Genomic DNA, 19,767 nt, shown 5'->3' with positions numbered 1-19,767 from the left:
ATGTGGGAGCAAGGCAATGCTTGGACCGACCGGTCATACCGATACATTCACGCGAGACAATCTGCCGCCATTCGACGAATGGCCCGAACTGCTGATGGATGGTTTCGACTATCCGGAATGGCTGAATGCCGGGTTCGAACTCAGCGACCGGATGGTCGAAAAGGGGTTCGGCGACAATGTAGCCCTGATCGGCAATGGCCGACGCCGCACCTATAAGGAGCTGGCAGACTGGACCAACCGCATCGCCCATGCGCTCATCGAGAATTTCGGCGTGCAGCCCGGCAATCGCGTTCTCATCCGCTCCGGAAACAACCCCGCCATGATCGCTTGCTGGTTGGCGGTAACAAAGGTCGGTGCCGTTGCGGTCAACACCATGCCGATGCTCAGAGCAGGCGAGCTTTCCAAGGTTATCGACAAGGCGGAAATTTCGTTTGCGCTCTGTGATACAAGGCTGCTGGAGGAACTCGTCACGGCGGCCAAAGATAGTCAGTTCCTGAAGCAGGTCGTCGGCTTCGACGGCACCGCCAATCACGATGCCGAATTGGACCGCATTGCGCTGAATAAGCCGGTTCGTTTTGAGGCGGTCAAAACCGGTCGGGACGATGTGGCGCTGCTCGGCTTTACCTCGGGATCGACGGGCGTGCCGAAGGCGACGATGCACTTCCATCGCGATATCCTGATCATAGCCGATGCTTATGCCAGGGAGGTGCTGCAGGTGACGCCCGATGACGTCTTCATCGGTTCGCCGCCGATCGCCTTCACCTTCGGTCTTGGCGGTCTGGTCGTCTTCCCGCTTCGCTTCGGCGCATCGACGGCCTTGCTGGAAAACGCCTCGCCGAAGAACATGGTCGAGATCATTCAGGAATATGGCGCGACCATCAGCTTCACCGCACCGACGGCCTATCGCGCCATGCTGGCGGCCATGGAGGAGGGGGCGGATCTTTCCTCGCTGCGCATCGCGGTTTCCGCCGGCGAGACGCTGCCGGGGCCGATCTTCGAGGAGTGGACGCGCAAGACGGGCAAGCCGATCCTTGATGGCATCGGTTCGACGGAGATGCTGCATATCTTCATCTCCAACCGACTGTCGGACGCCAAGCCGAAGAGCACGGGCAAGCCGCTGACGGGCTATGAAGCCCGTATCGTCGATGATGAGATGAACGAGGTTCCGCGCGGCACGATCGGCAAGCTTGTCGTTCGCGGCCCGATCGGCTGCCGATATCTCGCCGACCACAGGCAGGCCGACTACGTGCGTAACGGCTGGAACCTGACGGGTGACAGCTTCATTCAGGACGAGGACGGTTACTTCCATTTCGCCGCGCGTTCCGACGACATCATCCTTTCGGCCGGCTACAATATTGCCGGGCCGGAAGTGGAGGCCGCACTTCTCTCCCATGCCGCCGTGCTGGAATGCGCAGTCATCGGCAAGCCGGACGAGGAGCGGGGCCATATCGTGCAGGCGCATGTGGTGTTGGCTGCTGGCGTCATCGGATCGGATCTGCTGGTCAAGGCACTACAGGACCACGTGAAGGCCCTAATCGCACCCTATAAATATCCGCGATCCGTCGTTTTCGTCGAAGCCTTGCCAAAGACGGAGTCGGGCAAGATACAGCGTTTCCGCCTCAAGTAGCGGAAAAGCCTTTTCAGGCGGCATCCTCTTGTCCTGCATCGCGACCGAGCCAGTTTGGGTCGATCTCCGGCAAGGGAATGGCATCGAGCAGCATGCGCGTATAGGCGGAGGCGGGTGCGGTGAAGACGCGCTCGCAATCGCCTTCCTCTTCGACGCGGCCGTGACGCAGGACATAGACGCGGTCGCAGACGGCGCGGATGACCGAGAGGTCGTGGCTGATGAAGGCCATGGACAGGCCGAGATCGCGCGAAAGTTCTTTCAGGAGATTAAGCACCTGCGCCTGGGTCGAGACATCGAGGCCAGAAACGATTTCGTCTGCCAGCACGAAATCCGGCTTCAGCAGGGCAGCCCGGGCGATGCCGATGCGCTGACGCTGGCCGCCGGACAGTTCATGCGGATTGCGGTTGAGACATGCTTGTGGCAGCGTCACCCGCTCGAGGATTTCGGCGACGCTGCGTTCGGCGTCTTTTCGATCCGAAGCGAGTTTGTGCAGAAGCAGCGGCTCGACGAGGATGCGGCGGATGGTGTGGCGTGGATTGAGCGAGGCCATCGGGTCCTGGAAGATCATCTGCATGCGGCGACGCAACGGCCGCATCTCGGCATCCGGCAGATGGGTGACGTCCCTGCCGTCGAAATGGATAGTGCCCGCATTTACATCGATCAGTCGCAACAAGGCGCGGCCGAGCGTCGTCTTGCCCGAGCCGCTCTCACCGACGATACCGATCGTTTCACCGCGGCGGATATCGATATCGACGCCGTGCAGCACCTTGATGCCATGGCCCGGCGGTCCGAAAAGATGCGGCTTGGCGCCGTAGGTCACCTCGATTCCACGAGCTGACAGGAGATTGTCGGAAACACTCATCGGCCGCCCTCCGGAATGCCGATCTCGCGGCGCAGTTGCTCGAAGACGGCTTGTGGAACCGGCGTCAGCCCGGCATCCGGCCGGTCGTAGCGTGGGCCGGCGGCAACGAGCGATTTCGTGTAGATATGTTTGGGGTGGGCGAGCACCTCGCTCGTGCGGCCCGCTTCGATGACCTTGCCAGCGTATAGCAGGGTCACGCTGTCGCAGATCTGCGCGACGACACCGAGATCATGGGTGACGAAGATAACGGCGGTGCCATGTGCTTCCTGCAGGCCGCGGATCAGCCGTAGGATCTGCTTCTGCACGGTAACGTCGAGCGCCGTGGTCGGCTCGTCGGCAACGACCATTTTCGGCTCGAGTGCGAAGGCGGCGGCAATGAGGATGCGCTGCCGCATCCCCCCGGACAATTCATGGGGATAGGCGCGCAGCACGCGTTCGGGATCGCGGATGTGGACTTCTTCCAGCAGTTTCAGCGCCCGCTGGCGGGCGGCGCTCGATGACATGCCTCGTTTCAGCCGCAGGCCGTCTGTCAGTTGCGCCTCGATGCGGCGGCCGGGGTTGAGTGCCGTTTGCGGATCCTGCGGGATCAGCGAGATATCGCTACCCATGATACCGCGCAACTCCTTCGGCGAGAGAGTGAGGAGATCTCGGTCTTCGAACAGGATTGATCCGCTCGTGATACGGACGCTGCGCGGCAGGATGCCGAGCAGGGCCTTTGCGATGGTCGATTTTCCGGCGCCGCTTTCGCCGACGAGCCCGCGCACTTCGCCACGCTCCAGCGTCAGAGAAACGTCGCGCAGGATCGGCGCGCCGCCGTCGCGGTCGGATACGGCGCTGAGGCCGGCAATGGAGAGGAGTGGAGATGTCATCGGCGCATCACCGGATCGAGGGCGCGGCGCAGGCCGTCACCAAGTTGATTGAAGGCAAGCACCGTCGCAAAGAGCGCGATCAGCGGCACGACCAGCACCCACCAGCCCTGATAGATCATCTGCCGCCCCTCGGCGATCATGCCGCCCCAGGTCGGCGTATCGGAGGCGACCGAGAGGCCGACGAAGGACAAGATCGCTTCGACGATGACGGCGATCCCCATTTCCAGGCTGACGAGGGCAATCAGCACCGGCGTCACGTTGGGCAGGATTTCGCTGAAGAGGATTCTGGCCCGCGAAAAGCCGATCGTATGGGCAGCTGTCACATAATCCATCCGCGCCTGCGCCTGCGTTTCCGAGCGCACGACACGACAGAAGCGTGTCCAGTCGATGATGACGATGGCGGCGATGACCGAGTGTACGCCGGAGCCGAAGACGGCGACGAGCAAGATCGACAGCAGCACCGGCGGAAAGGCCATCCAGATATCGACGAGGCGGGAGATCACCTTGTCGATCCAGCCTCCGTACCAGCCGGCGAGGAGGCCGAGCAATGTGCCGATCAATGCCGCAAGCCCGGCCGCGACGAAGGCGACGGTCAGAGCGATGCGCGTGCCGAAGATGGCGCGGGACAGCACATCGCGGCCAAGATCATCCGTGCCCAGCAGGAAGCCGGGGTCGTACCCCTCGATCCATGCCGGCGGTAGGGTGCCGGACATCAGATCCTGCTCCAGCGGGTCCTTCGGCGCGATGTAAGGCGCGAAGATCGCGAGGATCAGGAGGATGAGAATGAAGCCGCCGCCGAAGATCACCTTGGGTTCGGACAGCAGCGCGCGGATGCGTTTCGTCATTCTGGAGGGCGAGCGCGGCATGGCGGGCGAGGTGACGTCAGCCATGGGCGAGCCTCGGATTGAAGGCCGCGACCAGAAGATCGACCGCCAGATTGACGACAATGAAGAGGGCGCCGAAGACCAATACCAATCCTTGGATGAGCGGCAGGTCGCGGTTGATGACGGCGTCGATCGCCATATTGCCGATGCCGGGATAGGCGAAGATGCGTTCGACGATGACGGTGCCGCCGATCAGGAAGGTGAATTGCACGCCGGTCAGCGCGATGGTCGGGCCGACGGCATTGCGCAGCGCTTCCTGCAGCACGAGACGCAGCTCGGACATGCCCTTCAGCTTTGCGAGCAGGATATAGTCCTGCACCATGGCCTCGGAGAGCGCGGCTTTCAGCACGCGGGCGATGATGGCGGCGAGCGGCAGACCGAGCGCCAGAACCGGCATGACCATATGCGCGCAGATATCGGCGAAGATCGCAAAGCGAAGCGTCAGCAAGCTTTCGAGGAGATAGAAGGGGGTCACAAACTGCGCGTCGATGCTCGGATCGATGCGGCCGGAGAGCGGGAAAAGCGGAAAGAGAACGCCGAGGACGAGAACCAGTGCGAGAGCCCAGACGAAATCCGGCACGGCCAGGAAAAGACCGTTCAGGCTGTCAATGACAGGCTCGAAAATCGTGCGGCGCGCAAGCGTGCCGACGATGGCGACGGCGCCGCCGAGCAGAACCGCCAGCGCCAATGCAGCGAAAGCCAGTTCCAGCGTTGCGGGGAGACGCTCTCCCAGCAGGGACAGCACATCCCGTTTCAGGGAGATCGATGTCCCGAAATCCCCCGTCAGAACCGCTTTCAGCCACAGCCAGAATTGCGTGGTCAGACTGGCATCAAGGCCATAGTGGGCGCGGAGTGCTGCGATGTCAGCCGGGCTTGCGCCCGGAGAGATCATCATCGCGATCGGATCGCCCGGCACGACGCGCAGCAGGACGAAGACGATCACCGCCACTCCGAAGAGGGTGACGGCGGCCATGACCAGCCGGTTGAGAATGGAGACTGCTATCATGCGTTATAAGTTCCGATCGCACGGCTATGGCGATAACGAGTCCTAAGCCCCTCATCCGCCCTGCTGAGCGTGTCGAAGGGCGGACACCTTCTCCCCGTTTTGACGGGGAGAAGAGGATAGACGCACCCGCAGCCTTCCTTCCAGCCGCCTTTCCAGACGAGGATACAGAGGTAGTCCCCTCTCCCCGTCAAAACGGGGAGAGGGCTAGGGTGAGGGGCAAGGCTACGCGCTCAAACCCCGCCGCATCAACTCTTCGACACGAGTGTCGGCTGCAGGGCGCCGGAGACGTTCGGCGTGACCTTCAGGCTCGATTTGTAGACGATCGGCTGGGCATATTGCAGCAGCGGGATCACATAGCCTTGTTCGGCGATGTACTTGATCGCAGCCTTCCAGCCGGCAATGCGCTTTGCCTCGTCCTTTTCGACCCAGAGCGGCCCCAGCATGTCGTCGACATCCTTGGTCTTCCAGGCGGAATGCGGCGAGGGGCCGAACATGGCAAAGCCGGTCGACGTCGTCGGATCGCCGATGGCGTTGCCCCAATTATAGAAGGCGGCCGGGCCAAGCTGGTGCGCGGCGCGCAGCTCGTAGTGCTTGGCGATTTCGTAGACTTCGATTTCAGCCTGGATGCCGACCTTGCGCCACATGCCGACGATCGCCTGGATCATCTCATAGTCTTTTGGCTTGAAGCCTCGGGTCGTCTTGATGCCGAATTTCACCGGCTTTTCCGGCGAGTAGCCGCTGGCGGCCAGAAGCTTCTTGGCCTGTTCCGGATCGTAGGGAATCTTGACCGAAGCGTCGTAAGCCTCGTATTCGGGCGCTTCCAGCGTCGACAGGGCGTTGCCATAGCCGCGCAGGAGCCGCTTGATGATCGCTTCCTTGTCGATCGCCATATTGGCGGCGAGGCGGACGTTCTTGTCGAGCATCGGATCGACATTGCTGATGAAGATCATGCCGATGTCGGAGATCGGGGTCGCAACGCCTGATAGCCCTGACTTCTTCTTCAGTCGGTCGAAATCCTCGTAGGGGATTTCCAGCGTCACATCGGACGAGCCGGATTCGATTTCCGCCACACGGCTCGTCGTATCCGGCACGAATTTGAAGATGACGGTGTCGAAGGCCGGCGTGCCGCCGAAATAGTTCGGATTTGCCTTCAGGCGCAGATAGGAATTGCCCTCGTAGGCATCGACCATATAGGGGCCGGTGCCGATCGGCTTCTTCTCGAAGCCTTGCGCCCCCACCTTGGTATAATAGTCTTTCGGCAGGATATAGCCGGTGAGGAAGGCCATCCACTTGAAATAGGTCGGCTCGAAGCGGACGACGTCGCCGGTGATGCGGTTGCCTTCGACCTTGTAATTGTTGGCGGTCGACCAGATGAACTGGATCGGGTTGCCCGTATCCTGCTTGGCGGCGCGCTCCAGCGACCAGACGACATCGTCCGGTGTGAACTTGGAGCCGTCGTGCCAGGTCACGCCTTCGCGGACGTCCATCCAGACCTTGGTCTTGTCGTCGTTCCAGCCCCAGGCCGTCAGCAGGCCCGGCTGGAATTTCAGATCCGGTCCCTGGCCGATATACTGATCGAAGATCGAGCGATAGATCGCCTGGATCGTCGGGTTGACGGCGGACGGACCGGTCGTCGGGTCGAAGGATGGCAGGTTGACGTTGAAGGCAATGGTCAGCGTGCCGGCTTCGGCAGCTTCCACAGGCGTTCTGCCAGCCAGAATCCCAGTCATGAATGCGGCTGCGCCAAGGCTCAGGGCCTCGCGCCGAGTAAGCGTTGTCATGGTCACTCCGTTCCCCTGTTAAGCGACAGAAAAGCGTGACGCTCAACTGCCGCTGGCGATTTATTGTCGGAATGTTTTAATCTTAAAATACATATTTTGGAGCGGCAAGCGCTTTCTCTGGTGCTTCCGCAAAATCCCGGCCTCCATTCCTCGACCGACTTTGCAGGTTCGCACAAATTTTATGCATACACATATATCTAGCTGTTGAACCTATGCAGCGACCAACGATGTCTCACCGTCGCGCAATGTGCTCGTGCAGCCGATATCGCAAACTGCGGCGGTAAAATCGCATAATTGTTCGTTGACAGTTCAAGGAAGTTCAAAATATGATTTTGCAAATGATTTAAAACAAGCCCACAAGGGCAAAGGGGTAACGTCATGGCCGAGCGATCGTTTGCGCGCGAGGTCGAGGATCTGAAGCTCGGGGAAGGTGATATCTTCCGCGGCGAGGGTATTCTCGCGATCACCAAGGCACTTCTACAGTCCGGTGTCTCTTATGTCGGCGGCTATCAGGGCTCGCCGATTTCGCATCTCATGGACGTGCTGGCCGATGCCAAGGACGTGATGCAGGATTTGGGCGTTCATTTCGAGACATCGGCATCGGAAGCGGCTGCCGCCGCCATGCTGTCCGCCTCCGTCATGTATCCGGTGCGCGGCGCCGTTACCTGGAAATCGACGGCCGGCACGAACGTCGCCTCGGATGCACTTTCCAACCTGTCTTCGGGCGGGGTGACGGGCGGCGCGCTCATCATCATCGGCGAGGACTATGGCGAGGGTTCCTCGATCATGCAGGAGCGCAGTCATGCCTATGCGATGAAATCGCAGATGTGGCTGCTCAATCCGCGCCCGAACCTGCCCTCGATCGTTCAGGCGGTTGAGGAAGGGTTCGAGCTTTCGGAAGTATCCAACACGCCGGTCATGCTGCAGGTGGGTATTCGCAGCTGTCATGTGCACGGTCAGTTCGTTGCCAAGGACAACAAGCGGCCTGCCTATACGCTGAAGCAGGCGCTTGAAAATCCGATTCGCGACGTCAATCGCATCGTGCTGCCGCCAGCCTCCTTCATGCACGAGAAGGAGAAGCTGGAGAAGCGCTGGCCGGCGGCGGTCGACTTCATCAGGAAGCGTCAGCTCAACGAGTATTTCGGTCCTTCGGAAGGCGAAGTCGGCATCATCCTGCTTGGCGGCATGTATAACGGCGTGCTGCGCGCGCTGCAGCAGCTCGGGCTTGCCGATGTCTACGGCAATTCAGCCGTGCCGCTTTACGTCCTCAATGTCGCCTATCCGCTTGTTGATGACCAGATCGCCGAATTCTGCACCAACAAGAAGGCGGTGCTGATGGTGGAGGAGGGGGCGCCTGAGTATATCGAGCAGTCCCTCAATACCATCCTGCGCCGCCGCGACATCCAGACCAAGGTCGCGGGCAAGGATGTCCTGCCCATGGGCGGCGAATATACCGCCCCCGTATTGATGAAGGGCATCAAGAATTTCCTGGAAGTTCACCAGCGCGTGCTGCTCGGCAATCAGCCGCCTCTGCCGGACCCGACGCCGATCCTCAACGATCCGAAGATCAAGGCGTTGGCCGAAGTCGTGCCACCGCGTCCACCCGGTTTCTGCATCGGCTGTCCCGAGCGGCCGATTTTCGCTGCCATGAAGATGGTCGAGAGCGAGCTTGGCCAGCACCACATATCAGGTGATATCGGCTGTCACCTCTTCTCGATCCTGCCGCCCTTTAACATCGGCAGCACGACCATGGGCTACGGGCTCGGGCCGGCAGCGGCCTCGGCCTTTAATGTCGAGGCCGACAAGCGGGTGATCTCGGTCATGGGCGATGGCGGCTTCTGGCACAACGGCCTTGCAACGTCAGTCGGCAATGCCGTCTTTAACAAGCAGGATGGCGTTATCCTCGTCGTCGACAACTACTATTCGGCGGCGACCGGCGGCCAGGACATACCGTCCTCACGTGCGCTCAATCCGCGCCGCAAGACAAACAATTCCATCGTCAATGCTGTCAAGGGCATCGGCGCCACCTGGGTGCGCCAGATCGACAGGACCTATGATGTCGCCAAGATGCGCGATACGCTGCGCGAGGCGCTGACATCGAAGGAACCGGGGCCCAAGATCATCGTCGCTTCCTCGGAGTGCATGCTCAACAAGCAGCGTCGCGTGAAGCCGCAATTCGCCAAGGCCGTCAAGGACGGCAAGCGCATGGTCAAAGAGCGCTTCGGCGTGGACGAAGACGTCTGCACCGGCGATCACGCCTGCATACGCCTTTCCGGCTGTCCGTCGCTGTCGGTCAAGCATACCGACGACCCGCTGAAGGACGATCCGGTGGCGGCGATCGACAATAATTGCGTCGGCTGCGGCAATTGCGGCGAAGTCTCGGAGGCGGCGGTGCTCTGTCCCTCCTTCTACCGCGCCGATATCATCCATAATCCAACGGGGTGGGATCGCTTCGTCGCACGCATGCGCTCGGGCATTATCGGCTGGCTGCAGGCGCGTCGCCGTGCCGGTCGCATCGTCTTTTCGGATTGAGAGGGCGATATGAACGAGCATGTGAGCATGAGTGATCTTGGGACCAACAGGCTTTCGACGGACAAGCCGCTGTCGCTTGCCATTCTCGCCATGGGCGGGCAGGGTGGCGGCGTGCTGGCCGACTGGATCGTCGGCCTTGCCGAAGCCGAAGGCTGGATGGCGCAGACGACGTCCGTGCCCGGCGTTGCACAGCGTACGGGCGCGACGATCTACTATATCGAGATGCTGCCGGCTCGCGACGGGCACGAGCCGATCTTCTCGCTGATGCCGACGCCGGGTGATGTCGATGTCGTCATGGCCGCCGAGTTGATGGAGGCTGGCCGCTCGGTGCTGCGCGGCCTCGTCACGCCGGACAAGACGCTGCTGATTGCCTCGACGCACCGCTCCTTTGCGGTTGCGGAAAAGGAAAAGCCGGGTGACGGCATCGGCAATGCCGAGGTGGTGGTCGATGCCACGGATTTTGCCGCCAAGCGCACCATTGCTTTCGACATGGAGACCATGGCTGTCAGGAATGGCAGCGTGATTTCCGCTTCCATGTTCGGTGCTCTGGCCGGCTCCGGTGCGCTGCCCTTCGGCAAACAGGCCTTTGAGGCGATGATCCGCGCCGGCGGCAAGGGCATCGAGCCCAGCCTCAAGGCTTTCAATGCCGCCTTCGACAGGGTTAAGGAAAAGCCGCGCGATGCGGTTTCGGCGACGCCGCCGAAGCATTTCGATGCGCTGCCTGAGACGGCCGGTCATCCGGCACTCGACCGGCTGGTCAATCGTATTCGCTCCGAATTTCCGGAAGTTGCATGGCCGCTGCTCTTTGCCGGTGTCAAGAAGCTGACCGACTATCAGGACCCGGCCTATGCCGACGAATATCTGAGCCGCGTCGCGGCACTCCATGCGCTTGATCGTAAGGCCGGCGGCGCCAGCAAGGATTTCGCCTTCACCGTGCAGGCGGCGAAATACGTCGCGGTGGCCATGGCTTATGACGATGTCATCCGCGTTGCCGATCTGAAGGTGCGTGGCTCGCGCTTCGAGCGGGTGCGCAAGGAGGTCGGCGCCAAGGACGACCAGATCGTCTACATGACCGAATACATGCATCCGCGCATGGATGAGGTCTGCGGCACGATGCCGAAAGGCATAGGCCTCTGGATCGAAAACCGTCCGAGCCTGTTTGCCCGGCTCGACCGCTTCGTCAACAAGGGCCGGCGCGTTCAGACCGGTACGCTGTTCTGGTTCCTCGGCCTCTACATGGTCTCGGGGCTGCGGCGCATCCGCCGGGGTACGCTGCGGCATGCCCGCGAGGTGGAGCATCGCGAAGCCTGGCTTACAGCGGCATCCAATCTGCTGGCCGCCAATTACGATCTTGCTGTCGAAGTGCTCGGCAACCGCCGGCTCGTCAAGGGCTATTCCGATACGCATGCGCGCGGGCTTTCCAAGTTCGATCGCGTCATGTCCGCCTTGCCGCTTCTTCGCGATCGGGAGGACGGAGCCATCTGGATGAAGCGGCTGCGGCAGGCGGCATTGCTGGACGAGCAGGGTACGGCGCTCGATGGTGCGCTGAAAACGGTCGGCACACTCTGATCCGATCAGGTCAAACGGTCGGGGCGGTTCTTCCGCCCTGCGCGTCCTCGGGACGCAAATAATATCGGCCAAGACCGATAAATCCAAAGGGAACAGTCGCATGGACAACATTCGAAATGGCGCTGCGGAGGCCCTTACAAGTCCCCGCGGCAGAGAAATCTCGCATGCCAAAAGCCTTGTCGTCGTTCTCATATGCTGGCTGGCGATCTTTGCGGAAGGCTATGACGTCGGCGTTCTCGGAGCCATTCTGCCGGCGCTCTCCACCGACAATGTCTGGCATCTTACGCCACTCCAGCTCGGCGCGATGGGCAGCTACACCGTTTTCGGCATGCTTGTCGGCGGTATCGTCGTCGGTACGCTCAGCGAGCTCTACGGCCGCAAACCGATGTTTCTCGCCTGTCTCTCGCTCTTTGCCGTCTGCACGGCGGTCACCGCTTGGTCTCCGACGCCGACTTGGTTCGGTGTTAGCCGCTTTGCGGCCGGTCTTGGACTCGGCGGTATCATTCCTCTGGCGGCGGCGCTGACCATCGAATATTCGCCGACAGCGAAGAAGAACCTCAACTACGGCATCATGTATTCAGGCTATTCGCTTGGGCTGTTCGCCGCCGCGCTCGTCGGCAGGTGGCTGCTGCCGGATCATGGATGGCGGCCGGTCGTCCTCGTCGGCGCTCTGCCGGTGCTGTTCGTGCCCGTCATGGCATGGCTACTGCCCGAGTCGCTTGATTTCCTTGTCGCGAAGGGGAAAGACGAGAGCGCGAGGCGGCTTGCTGCCCGGCTTGGCGTTCGCGTTCCTGCAGGAAGCGCGCCGCGGGAAACGGAGCTCGGCTGGCGAGCCGTTCTGGTCGAGATCTTTTCGCCGAGAAATGCTTTTGCCACCGCTTGCTTCTGGATTGCCCTGTTCATGGGATTGCTCCTTGTCTATGGGCTGGCGCAGTGGTTGCCACAGATCATGCGCAAGAGCGGCTATGATCTCGGCGACAGCCTGCTGTTTCTGGCCGTCTTCAGCTTCACCTCGGCGATTGGCGGCATCGTGCTCGGTCAGTGGGCTGATCGTTTCGGCGTGCGGTTGACCGTGACGCTGTCCTATCTACTTGGAGCAGTCGGTATCGCGCTCCTCGCCTTCAAGGGCTCCATCTGGCTGAACTATACGGTCGTCGCCATCGCCGGTTTCGGCACGGTATCGGCCTCGCTGATCCTCACCGGCTATCTTGCCGCCTACCTGCAGCCCTTCGTGCGGGCCGCCGGCACCGGCTGGGCGCTGAGCTTTTCGCGCATCGGCGCGCTCTCCGGACCGCTGATGGGCGGATACATCGCCAGCCTGAATGTCGGTCCGGAGTGGAATTTCTATGTCTTTGCCATCGTCGCCGCCATCGCGGCACTGGCGACGGCATTCATTCCGAACAAGCGGTGATCCGATCTGAGCGGTGCCAGCCGGGACCGCTCAGATCTCATGCTTCCTGATATTGTGCAGCACCTTGTGCAAGGTCGAGATGAAGCTGCGATACTCGGCTTCATCGACACCGTCGAACATCTGCAGGAACAGATCGTACATGGTTGGCCACACCTTCTCGAAAGCGGCGCGGCCTTCCTCGGTGATGGTGACATCGCGGATGCGCATGTCTTCGGCGCGCGGCTGGCGGCGGATATAGCCCTGCTGTTCGAGTGAGTCCAAGGTGCGGCTCATCGTCGACTGTTCGGTGACGGCAAAGACCGAGAGCTCGTTGATGGTGACGCTCGAGGAAACGCTGAGAACGGCGAGCGCCCGCATCTTCGCGGTCGTCATGTCATATTCGCGCAGTTCTTCCGATAGATTGGCGTTCCAGCGCGCCATCAGCCGGTTCATCAGATAGGGCGCGAAGTGATTGAGGCCGATTTCGCCCATGGTCGGGCGCTTCGCGTTCTCATCCCGCTTGCGCCTCAAAACGGTGCCTGAAAACCGTTCCTCCATCGGCGATCCTCCCTAGGAAACGTATTACTTCAGCGATGATGCGAGCAGGAAGCCGGAGCCCCCACCAAGGCCTGGACCGGGATGCGCGGAAGCGCCGATGTGGTACAGGCCCGATATGTGGGTGCGGTGGTTAACAGATGACTTGAATGGACGCCAGATGAAAAACTGGTCGAGGCCGCAATAGCCACCATAGGGGTCGCCGCCGACGAGGTTCATGTTCATCGCCTCCAGATCACCGGGAGAATAGGCGCGGCGAGCCAGTTTTATGCCGGAGAAGTTCTCGATATGGCTCGATAGCAGCGCCTCTATGCGGTCTGCATAGCGCTCGCGGACCTCTTCCGTCCAGCGGCCGTCCTTCGGCGTTTCGATCTCGCCCGCGGCATCGCCCTTGATATGGCGCGGCGCCTCGGGAAGCTGCAGCCAGAGGATGGATTTGCCTTCCGGCGCGCGGCTGGGATCGAGCGCGACGGGCTGGCCGACGCAGACGGTGGGCTCAGCCGGCAGGAGCCCGCGTTCGCATTCGTTGGCGGCGCGCGAGACGCCGTCGAGGCCGGCTGTCAGGTGCAGCAGCGCCACCTTGCCGAGTTCGGTATTGGCCTTCCAACGCGGCGGCTCGGAAAGCGCGTAGTGGATTTGCATGTCGCCCTTGCCATAGCGGTAGCTGGCAACGCCCGATTTGACCTCCGCCGGCAGTGGATCCGGCCAATCCTTCATCAACCGCTCGTAAAGCTGGTTGGGTGTTGTCGAGCAGATTACCCCGGCCTTCGCCTTCAGCGTTTCACCATTCGCAAGACGCACGCCATCGGCACTGCGATTGTGGTCTGGAATGATGGCCGCGACGTCGGCGTTCACACGAATTTCACCGCCATTGTCGGCAATCAATCGTTCGAAGGCCGCCAGCAGTTTGTCGGCACCGCCCTTGACGATCGGCGCGCCGCCCAGCTCCAGCGCGAAGCCGATTACCTTCAGCATCTCGGCGGAATAGGCGCTTTCTGGCCCAAGGCCGCAATGAAGCACCCAGGGCGCCCAAAGCGCGTGAATATCCTCGGATCTGTAGTTGGTTTCGAGATAGCCGCGTGCCGGCGTCAGGGCGTCGCCAAACCAGGCCGCGAGCTTGCGCAACCCGCGATTCCAGCCCTGTTTTGCAACGGTCTTCAGGGTCGAGCCCGACCATAGCGCGCCGCCGAGCAGGGAAAACAGGAATGGCGCATCGGCGGCAAGCGCGTCCATCTCACGGGAAAAGGTCTGCCCGTCGCCGAGCGACAATTCGTCGAAGGTGGCGATGTTTCGCCGCCGGTCCTTGGAGAAGATCACATGCGAACCGTTGGGCCGCAGCACGCCGGTCGGAAGGTCGGCATGAGCGAATTCCAAACCCCGCGCCTCGAGATCCTTGCCGATGGCGCCATAGGCGGGCGAGGTGAGGAACAGCACCATGGTCGTCGCCATGACGTCGTGGATGAAGCCGGGCTCGGTGATCTCCTCGGTGCGCAGACAGCCGCCGATGCGGTCATTACGCTCGAGAACGAGCACCTTGTGGCCCTTTTTTCCAAGCATCGCGGCAGCGACAAGCGCATTTATGCCACTGCCGACGATGATGTAGTCATGATCGCCCATTGCTGCCGCCCCTCACTGGCAAGATGAACGGAAAGGAGGAACCTGCCCCCAGGCTCCCGCCTTTCCAACCTGTCATGCAATCAATGCCAGTGCGCGAACCGGGGAGCCGGTGCCCTTGACGAACTTCAGCGGAGCGGCGATCAGCACGGCGCCCTTGGCCGGGAGCTGGTCGAGGTTCGAGAGGCTGGCGAGGCCATAGCGATTGGCCTTGTGCATGAGGTTGTGCGCCGGGAAGGGCGGGTTCATGCCACCGGCCGAACCTGCGTCGGTGCCGATCGTTTCCGAACCCCAGCCGATAATGCCCTTGGTGAGCAGATATTCGATCGCCTCAGCCGTCGGACCGGGAGAATGCGGGCCGTTCTCATCGGCATTCAGGAAGGTCTCGGTCGAGCCGTTGCGCTTGTACCAGTCGGTGCGCAAGAGCACCCAGCTGCCGGGCTCGATCGCGCCGTTCTGGGCTTCCCATTCCTTGATGCTGTCGACCGTCAGCAGATAGTCGGGATTGGCAGCGGCCTCCCTCGATCGGTCGATGACATTGACCGGCGCCACGAAATTCTGCGGCGGGATGGTGTCGGTCGTGTTGTTCGGGTTGTCCTTGCCGGTGATCCAGTGACAGGGCGCATCGAAATGCGTGCCGGTGTGCTCGCCGAGTTCCAGCCAGTTCCAGGCCCAGAAGGGGCCATCCTGATTGTATTCGGAAATCGTATGGACCTTGACGTTCGGCGTGTTTTTGCCGAACTGTGGCGGCAGGTAGAGCACCGGCGTATCCGGACCGAGCGGCGCGGTGAGATCGACGACCTTGACGGAGCCCGAAAGCAGGGCCGAGGCGAGGCTAGCGAGTGTGGTAGCGGTCATATTTTTGAGTTCCCCTTGTTGGCGCATGATCCTATGCAAAGAGCCTTTTTGCGGATCTTTTGTTCGGGATCAGGCATGAAGTCGGTATCGCCAGGCGCGGGGTGCCTTTCCTCCTGGCACCAGTTCCGCGCGGCGGCGGAAATGGAGCGAGCCTATGTCACAATATATGATATTGCAAGCATTCTGACGCACTTCCGAGAGCGAAAATGGGTGCTTCTGTCAGTGATGCGAAGATGCCCGTAGTTCGCTGAAAATAAACGTAAAATCGTGATGAAACCTAAGAGAATTCTATTTTCGACTGTGCTTGTTGGCAGCCGTCGGCGTCCATAGGTGCTTGAAGCTTAAAGCTTAAGATGTATGCATGTGACAATAATAATAGTCGACGAAAGAGGGGCAAGCGATGAGTTATGATGCGATCATAGTGGGAGCCGGCCATAATGGCCTGGCAACAGCGGTGCATTTGGCCGCCAAGGGCTGGAAAGTTGCCGTCATCGAGGGCAATGCGGAGCCTGGCGGCGCGGTCAAGACGCGTGAGGTGACGCTGCCCGGCTTCAGGCACGATCTTTGCGCCATGAACCTTTCTATGTTTGCCGGTTCGGCTTTCTTTGCGCAGTATAAAAGCGAGCTGCAGGCCGAGGGGCTGGACTTCGTGCCTGCTGCGGATTGCTTCGCCAGCGTCTTCCGTGACAACACCTATCTCGGCGTCAGCACCGATCTGGAAAAGACCGCCGGTGCGATCGCCGATATCTCGCCGCAGGATGCGGCTGCCTGGCGTCACATGCTCTCTGAGTTCGGTGCAGATGCCCCGCATATATTCGGTCTGCTCGGCTCGCCCATGCCCTCTATGGCCGCTGCCAAGGTCGTCTGGAAAGCCTGGCGTGAGAAAGGGATGGGCTGGGTCTACGATACCGCCCGCATGCTCTTTGCCTCGCCGCGCGATTTTCTTGATGCCCGCTTTCAGAACACCAAGCTCAAGACGATGATGGCCGCCTGGGGGCTGCATCTCGACTTTGCCCCCGATGTCGCCGGTGGCGCGCTGTTTCCCTATCTCGAATCCATGGCCAATCAGGCCTTCGGCATGGTGATCGGCAAGGGCGGAGCAGATACGATCATCAAGGCCATGGCCGCCGTGCTGAAAAGCAAAGGCGGTGAGCTGATGCTCGGCACGCGCGTCGACAAGATCGTCACGTCGGGCGGCAAAGCGACGGGCGTGGTCCTTGCCGATGGCCGCCGCTATGAGGCGAAGCGCGCCGTCATCGCCAACGTCCATCCGCAGATCCTGTTCGGCAAGCTCCTGGATCAGGACCCGGTGCGCCGAGAGTTCGACGGCAAGGTCAAGCGCTTCCGCGCCGGACCGGGCACGATGATGATCCATCTGGCATTGTCGGGCCTTCCGGACTGGACGGCGGGCAAGGCACTGCAGAATTTCGCCTATGTGCATATCGCGCCCGATCTCGAGATGATGTCGCGCGTCTATGCCGAGGCGATGGGCGGCCTGCTGCCGGCCGAGCCTGCTCTGGTGGTCGGGCAGCCTACGGCCATCGATCCATCACGCGCGCCAGACGGCCAGCATGTGCTCTGGATACAGGTGCGTGTTCTGCCGGCTGAATTCCATGGGGATGCCGCCGGCCAAATCAGCGGTGCGAGCTGGGACGAGATCAAGGATACCTATGCCGAGCGCGTCCTCGACATCGTCGAGCGTTACGCTCCCGGCCTGCGCGGCAAGATTTTGAGCCGCTCGGTCTTTTCGCCTGCCGATCTCGAACGCGAGAACCCGAATCTCGTTGGCGGCGATAACCTTTCGGGCAGCCATCATCTCGACCAGAATTTCCTGTTCCGCCCCGTTGCCGGCTATTCGCGATACAAGACGCCCGTGGCATCGCTCTATATGTGCGGGGCTTCGACATGGCCGGGCGCGGGAACGGGGGCCGGTTCCGGCTTCATGTTGGGGAAAATGCTCGCCAAGTGACGGTCCCGTGACTTGACGTTGGAACCTTTGACATTTCAAATATCGTTCCCTAGATCGCTTAGATTGATGATGCGGAACGATAGGCCGAGGCGACGTCATGACAGAGGCAGAGAGTGCAAGCGTTGATTTGGAGATCATCGTTCAGGGAGCGCAGGAAGGCAAAAAGCTCGAACTGCGGCTCTGGCTGCGGATGCTGTCGACAACCAAGTTGATCTCGCAGGAAATCCGCCGTCGCCTGCGCAACGAATTCGGCGCGACCCTGCCGCAATTCGACCTGATGGCGCAGCTCTATCGCGAACGCGAGGGTTTGCGGCTCGGAGAGCTGTCGAAGCGCACCATGGTCACCAACGGCAATGTCACCGGGCTTGTCGAACGGCTCGAAGCGGACGGCCTCGTGCTGCGCGTCACGCCCGATGGTGACCGGCGGGTGACGGTCGCGAAGCTGACGGAGAAGGGTGAGACGTCGTTCAGCGCCATGGCTGCGGCGCATGAGGGCTGGCTGCGCGACATGATGGCGGATGTCGATCCCGCCATCGTCAGCGAACTGTGGCGGGATATCGGCGCGGTGAAGTCATCGGTGAGCAACCATCTTTCAGGCACCGACTTCGATTGATGCTAAAGCATGTCGCGCAAAAGTGTATAGCGGTTTTACGCGACATGCTTCAACGAGGGCCTATCTCGCCCGTTCGCTCTTGAACTTCTTCTCGAGCACGCTGACGAGACGCACCATCGGCCAGAGCAGGATGATGTAGATCAGCGCGGCCATGATGAGCGGCGAAGGATTGGCATAGAATCCTTGCGCATTCTGGCCCTCTTTCAACAACTCCGGCAGCGCCACGGTCGAGGCGAGCGACGTATCCTTGAACATCGACACGCAGTTGCTCGTCGTCGGCGGAATGACGATGCGGACCGCCTGCGGCAGCACGACCTTGTAAAGCGTGATCAGGAAGGGAATGCCGAGGGCTGCGGCAGCTTCGAACTGGCCGCGGGGCACGCTTTCGATGCCCGAGCGAAAGACTTCGGCCGAATAGGCGGCAAGCACGATCGAGAAGCCGAGGATTGCCGACCACCAGGCGGAAAAGCTGATGCCGACGAAGGGCAGCGCGTAATAGATCAGGATCAGCACCACCAGCATCGGCATGGCGCGCATGATGTCGATATAGGCGATCATCAAAAGCTGCAGCGGCTTCGGGGCATAGAGGCGGATCAGGCTGACGATGAGGCCGCCGGTGACGCCGATCAGGATGCTGACCACGCCGAGCGCGATGGTCATCCAAAGCCCGCGCAGCAGCTGCGGGAATGCCGAGATCATGACGTCGGAATTGAGGAAGGTATCGACGAAAGACATTGGCGCTCCCGTGTGCGAGACGAAGATGAGATTTCATTACATTTACGCCGGCCGCAATGGCCGGCGTAAGCTCATGTCAACAATGATCTTTTGATCACGCCTTGGGGATGGGTAATTCGGTAACGGTGGAGGAACCCGCCGGTGCCTTGCCGCCGAACCACTTCTCGTGGATCTTTTCGAGCGTACCGTCCTTCTTCATCGCGGTAATGGCGTCGTTGATCTTGGCAACGAGCGGCGAATCCTTCGTCATCATCAGGCCGTATTGCTCGCCGGTCTTGATGCGATCCTTGATGGCGAAGCCCTTGGTCTTGACGAAGAGATACTGCATGCCGGGAATGTCGCTAACGACAGCATCGATGCGGCCGGCGCCGAGATCGAGGAACATGTCCTGCTGCGAGTTGTAGCCCTTGACGTCGGCAAAGCCCTGCGCTGCCTTGTTGTCATTGACCCATTTTTCACCCGTCGAACCCGACAAGACACCGACGACCGTGCCCTTGAGATCGGCAAGCACCTTGACCGAGCTGCTTTCCTTCGTAGCGACGCCCATGTCGGAATCGTAGTAGGGCTGCGTGAAGGACTGCGACTTCAGGCGCTCCGGTGTGATCGTGATGGACGAGATCGCCACGTCGATGCGCTTGGAGCTGGTTGCCGCGAACAGGGCCTGGAAGCCGTAATCGGCGATGTTAGTGGTCATGCCGGCGCGCTTGGCCGCTTCGTTGACGATATCGACCTCGAAACCTTCGAAGCCGCCATTTGCGGTCTTGTATTCGAAGGGCGGGTTGTTCGGATAGGAACCGACGTTCAAGACATCGGCGGCATAGGCAAAGTGGCTTCCGCCGGCCAGGCCGACGGCGGTCGCAAGGACCAGCAGACTACGACGAGTAATGGGCATTTTCTTGGTCT

Annotated in this window: 16 protein-coding genes; 6 read left to right on the top strand and 10 right to left on the bottom strand. The window is 61.0% G+C overall.

The window, feature by feature from the left end; all coding sequences use genetic code 11:
- Positions 1–16 precede the first annotated feature (16 nt).
- Positions 17–1,627, top strand: a complete 1,611-nt coding sequence (locus AC13Q5_RS09735) for an AMP-binding protein (protein ID WP_488501535.1) — start codon at positions 17–19, stop codon at positions 1,625–1,627.
- A gap of 13 nt (positions 1,628–1,640) precedes the next feature.
- Here the strand turns inward: AC13Q5_RS09735 and AC13Q5_RS09730 are convergent, their stop codons facing one another.
- From AC13Q5_RS09730 to AC13Q5_RS09710, 5 genes are all read right to left on the bottom strand, one after another.
- Positions 1,641–2,489: an ATP-binding cassette domain-containing protein gene (locus AC13Q5_RS09730; protein ID WP_488501534.1), complete on the bottom strand. Its 849-nt coding sequence runs from the start codon at positions 2,487–2,489 to the stop codon at positions 1,641–1,643.
- Positions 2,486–3,358 carry an ABC transporter ATP-binding protein gene (locus AC13Q5_RS09725; RefSeq protein ID WP_488501533.1) on the bottom strand — a complete coding sequence of 291 codons (873 nt, stop codon included), beginning with the start codon at positions 3,356–3,358 and terminating at the stop codon, positions 2,486–2,488. The genes AC13Q5_RS09730 and AC13Q5_RS09725 overlap by 4 nt, the downstream gene beginning before the upstream one ends.
- Positions 3,355–4,248 (bottom strand): ABC transporter permease, encoded by an 894-nt coding sequence (locus AC13Q5_RS09720; protein ID WP_488501532.1) that lies wholly within the window; start codon positions 4,246–4,248, stop codon positions 3,355–3,357. The genes AC13Q5_RS09725 and AC13Q5_RS09720 overlap by 4 nt, the downstream gene beginning before the upstream one ends.
- Complete coding sequence (locus AC13Q5_RS09715; RefSeq protein WP_488501531.1) at positions 4,241–5,248, bottom strand: ABC transporter permease; 1,008 nt, start codon at positions 5,246–5,248, stop codon at positions 4,241–4,243. Before AC13Q5_RS09715 ends, AC13Q5_RS09720 begins: the two co-directional genes overlap by 8 nt.
- A 245-nt stretch (positions 5,249–5,493) precedes the next feature.
- A complete protein-coding gene (locus AC13Q5_RS09710; protein ID WP_488501530.1) occupies positions 5,494–7,029 on the bottom strand; it encodes an ABC transporter substrate-binding protein in 1,536 nt (511 codons plus the stop codon).
- 378 nt (positions 7,030–7,407) lie between these two features.
- Here AC13Q5_RS09710 and AC13Q5_RS09705 point away from each other — a divergent pair, with 378 nt between their 5' ends.
- From AC13Q5_RS09705 to AC13Q5_RS09695, 3 genes are all read left to right on the top strand, one after another.
- Positions 7,408–9,561 (top strand): thiamine pyrophosphate-dependent enzyme, encoded by a 2,154-nt coding sequence (locus tag AC13Q5_RS09705; protein ID WP_488501529.1) that lies wholly within the window; start codon positions 7,408–7,410, stop codon positions 9,559–9,561.
- Between the two features lie 9 nt (positions 9,562–9,570).
- A complete protein-coding gene (locus AC13Q5_RS09700) occupies positions 9,571–11,130 on the top strand; it encodes an indolepyruvate oxidoreductase subunit beta family protein (protein WP_488501528.1) in 1,560 nt (519 codons plus the stop codon).
- 100 nt (positions 11,131–11,230) lie between these two features.
- Entirely contained in the window at positions 11,231–12,541 is a 1,311-nt protein-coding gene (locus tag AC13Q5_RS09695; protein ID WP_488501527.1) for an MFS transporter, read from the top strand.
- Between the two features lie 30 nt (positions 12,542–12,571).
- Here AC13Q5_RS09695 and AC13Q5_RS09690 read toward each other — a convergent pair whose 3' ends face one another.
- The 3 genes from AC13Q5_RS09690 to AC13Q5_RS09680 form a co-directional block, all read right to left on the bottom strand.
- Positions 12,572–13,078, bottom strand: a complete 507-nt coding sequence (locus tag AC13Q5_RS09690) for a MarR family winged helix-turn-helix transcriptional regulator (RefSeq protein WP_075851489.1) — start codon at positions 13,076–13,078, stop codon at positions 12,572–12,574.
- Between the two features lie 24 nt (positions 13,079–13,102).
- Positions 13,103–14,692: a phytoene desaturase family protein gene (locus tag AC13Q5_RS09685; RefSeq protein WP_488501526.1), complete on the bottom strand. Its 1,590-nt coding sequence runs from the start codon at positions 14,690–14,692 to the stop codon at positions 13,103–13,105.
- Positions 14,693–14,764: 72 nt separating this feature from the next.
- Positions 14,765–15,547, bottom strand: a complete 783-nt coding sequence (locus AC13Q5_RS09680) for a cyclase family protein (RefSeq protein WP_488501525.1) — start codon at positions 15,545–15,547, stop codon at positions 14,765–14,767.
- Positions 15,548–15,947: 400 nt separating this feature from the next.
- Here AC13Q5_RS09680 and AC13Q5_RS09675 point away from each other — a divergent pair, with 400 nt between their 5' ends.
- Entirely contained in the window at positions 15,948–17,516 is a 1,569-nt protein-coding gene (locus AC13Q5_RS09675; protein ID WP_488501524.1) for a phytoene desaturase family protein, read from the top strand.
- A 97-nt stretch (positions 17,517–17,613) separates the two neighbouring features.
- Positions 17,614–18,129, top strand: a complete 516-nt coding sequence (locus tag AC13Q5_RS09670; protein ID WP_075851485.1) for a MarR family winged helix-turn-helix transcriptional regulator — start codon at positions 17,614–17,616, stop codon at positions 18,127–18,129.
- A 60-nt stretch (positions 18,130–18,189) separates the two neighbouring features.
- Here AC13Q5_RS09670 and AC13Q5_RS09665 read toward each other — a convergent pair whose 3' ends face one another.
- Positions 18,190–18,864 carry an amino acid ABC transporter permease gene (locus tag AC13Q5_RS09665; RefSeq protein ID WP_075851484.1) on the bottom strand — a complete coding sequence of 225 codons (675 nt, stop codon included), beginning with the start codon at positions 18,862–18,864 and terminating at the stop codon, positions 18,190–18,192.
- Positions 18,865–18,958: 94 nt separating this feature from the next.
- The gene (locus AC13Q5_RS09660; RefSeq protein ID WP_488501523.1) at positions 18,959–19,756 is read right to left on the bottom strand and encodes an ABC transporter substrate-binding protein; all 798 of its coding nucleotides are present in this window, start codon (positions 19,754–19,756) and stop codon (positions 18,959–18,961) included.
- Positions 19,757–19,767: the final 11 nt, after the last annotated feature.

The sequence above is a fragment of the Martinezella sp. CNPSo 3964 genome, from assembly GCF_057784375.1.
The sequence above is the reverse complement of the archived record's forward strand: the minus strand, read 5'-3'. Positions and strand labels throughout refer to the sequence as shown.

What these genes read in the sequence shown, in the direction of transcription:
- AC13Q5_RS09735 (WP_488501535.1), top strand. Translation starts at nt 17, where the DNA reads ATGCTTGGACCGACCGGTCATACCGATACATTCACGCGAGACAATCTG.
- AC13Q5_RS09730 (WP_488501534.1), bottom strand. Translation starts at nt 2,489, where the DNA reads ATGAGTGTTTCCGACAATCTCCTGTCAGCTCGTGGAATCGAGGTGACC.
- AC13Q5_RS09725 (WP_488501533.1), bottom strand. Translation starts at nt 3,358, where the DNA reads ATGACATCTCCACTCCTCTCCATTGCCGGCCTCAGCGCCGTATCCGAC.
- AC13Q5_RS09720 (WP_488501532.1), bottom strand. Translation starts at nt 4,248, where the DNA reads ATGGCTGACGTCACCTCGCCCGCCATGCCGCGCTCGCCCTCCAGAATG.
- AC13Q5_RS09715 (WP_488501531.1), bottom strand. Translation starts at nt 5,248, where the DNA reads ATGATAGCAGTCTCCATTCTCAACCGGCTGGTCATGGCCGCCGTCACC.
- AC13Q5_RS09710 (WP_488501530.1), bottom strand. Translation starts at nt 7,029, where the DNA reads ATGACAACGCTTACTCGGCGCGAGGCCCTGAGCCTTGGCGCAGCCGCA.
- AC13Q5_RS09705 (WP_488501529.1), top strand. Translation starts at nt 7,408, where the DNA reads ATGGCCGAGCGATCGTTTGCGCGCGAGGTCGAGGATCTGAAGCTCGGG.
- AC13Q5_RS09700 (WP_488501528.1), top strand. Translation starts at nt 9,571, where the DNA reads ATGAACGAGCATGTGAGCATGAGTGATCTTGGGACCAACAGGCTTTCG.
- AC13Q5_RS09695 (WP_488501527.1), top strand. Translation starts at nt 11,231, where the DNA reads ATGGACAACATTCGAAATGGCGCTGCGGAGGCCCTTACAAGTCCCCGC.
- AC13Q5_RS09690 (WP_075851489.1), bottom strand. Translation starts at nt 13,078, where the DNA reads ATGGAGGAACGGTTTTCAGGCACCGTTTTGAGGCGCAAGCGGGATGAG.
- AC13Q5_RS09685 (WP_488501526.1), bottom strand. Translation starts at nt 14,692, where the DNA reads ATGGGCGATCATGACTACATCATCGTCGGCAGTGGCATAAATGCGCTT.
- AC13Q5_RS09680 (WP_488501525.1), bottom strand. Translation starts at nt 15,547, where the DNA reads ATGACCGCTACCACACTCGCTAGCCTCGCCTCGGCCCTGCTTTCGGGC.
- AC13Q5_RS09675 (WP_488501524.1), top strand. Translation starts at nt 15,948, where the DNA reads ATGAGTTATGATGCGATCATAGTGGGAGCCGGCCATAATGGCCTGGCA.
- AC13Q5_RS09670 (WP_075851485.1), top strand. Translation starts at nt 17,614, where the DNA reads ATGACAGAGGCAGAGAGTGCAAGCGTTGATTTGGAGATCATCGTTCAG.
- AC13Q5_RS09665 (WP_075851484.1), bottom strand. Translation starts at nt 18,864, where the DNA reads ATGTCTTTCGTCGATACCTTCCTCAATTCCGACGTCATGATCTCGGCA.
- AC13Q5_RS09660 (WP_488501523.1), bottom strand. Translation starts at nt 19,756, where the DNA reads ATGCCCATTACTCGTCGTAGTCTGCTGGTCCTTGCGACCGCCGTCGGC.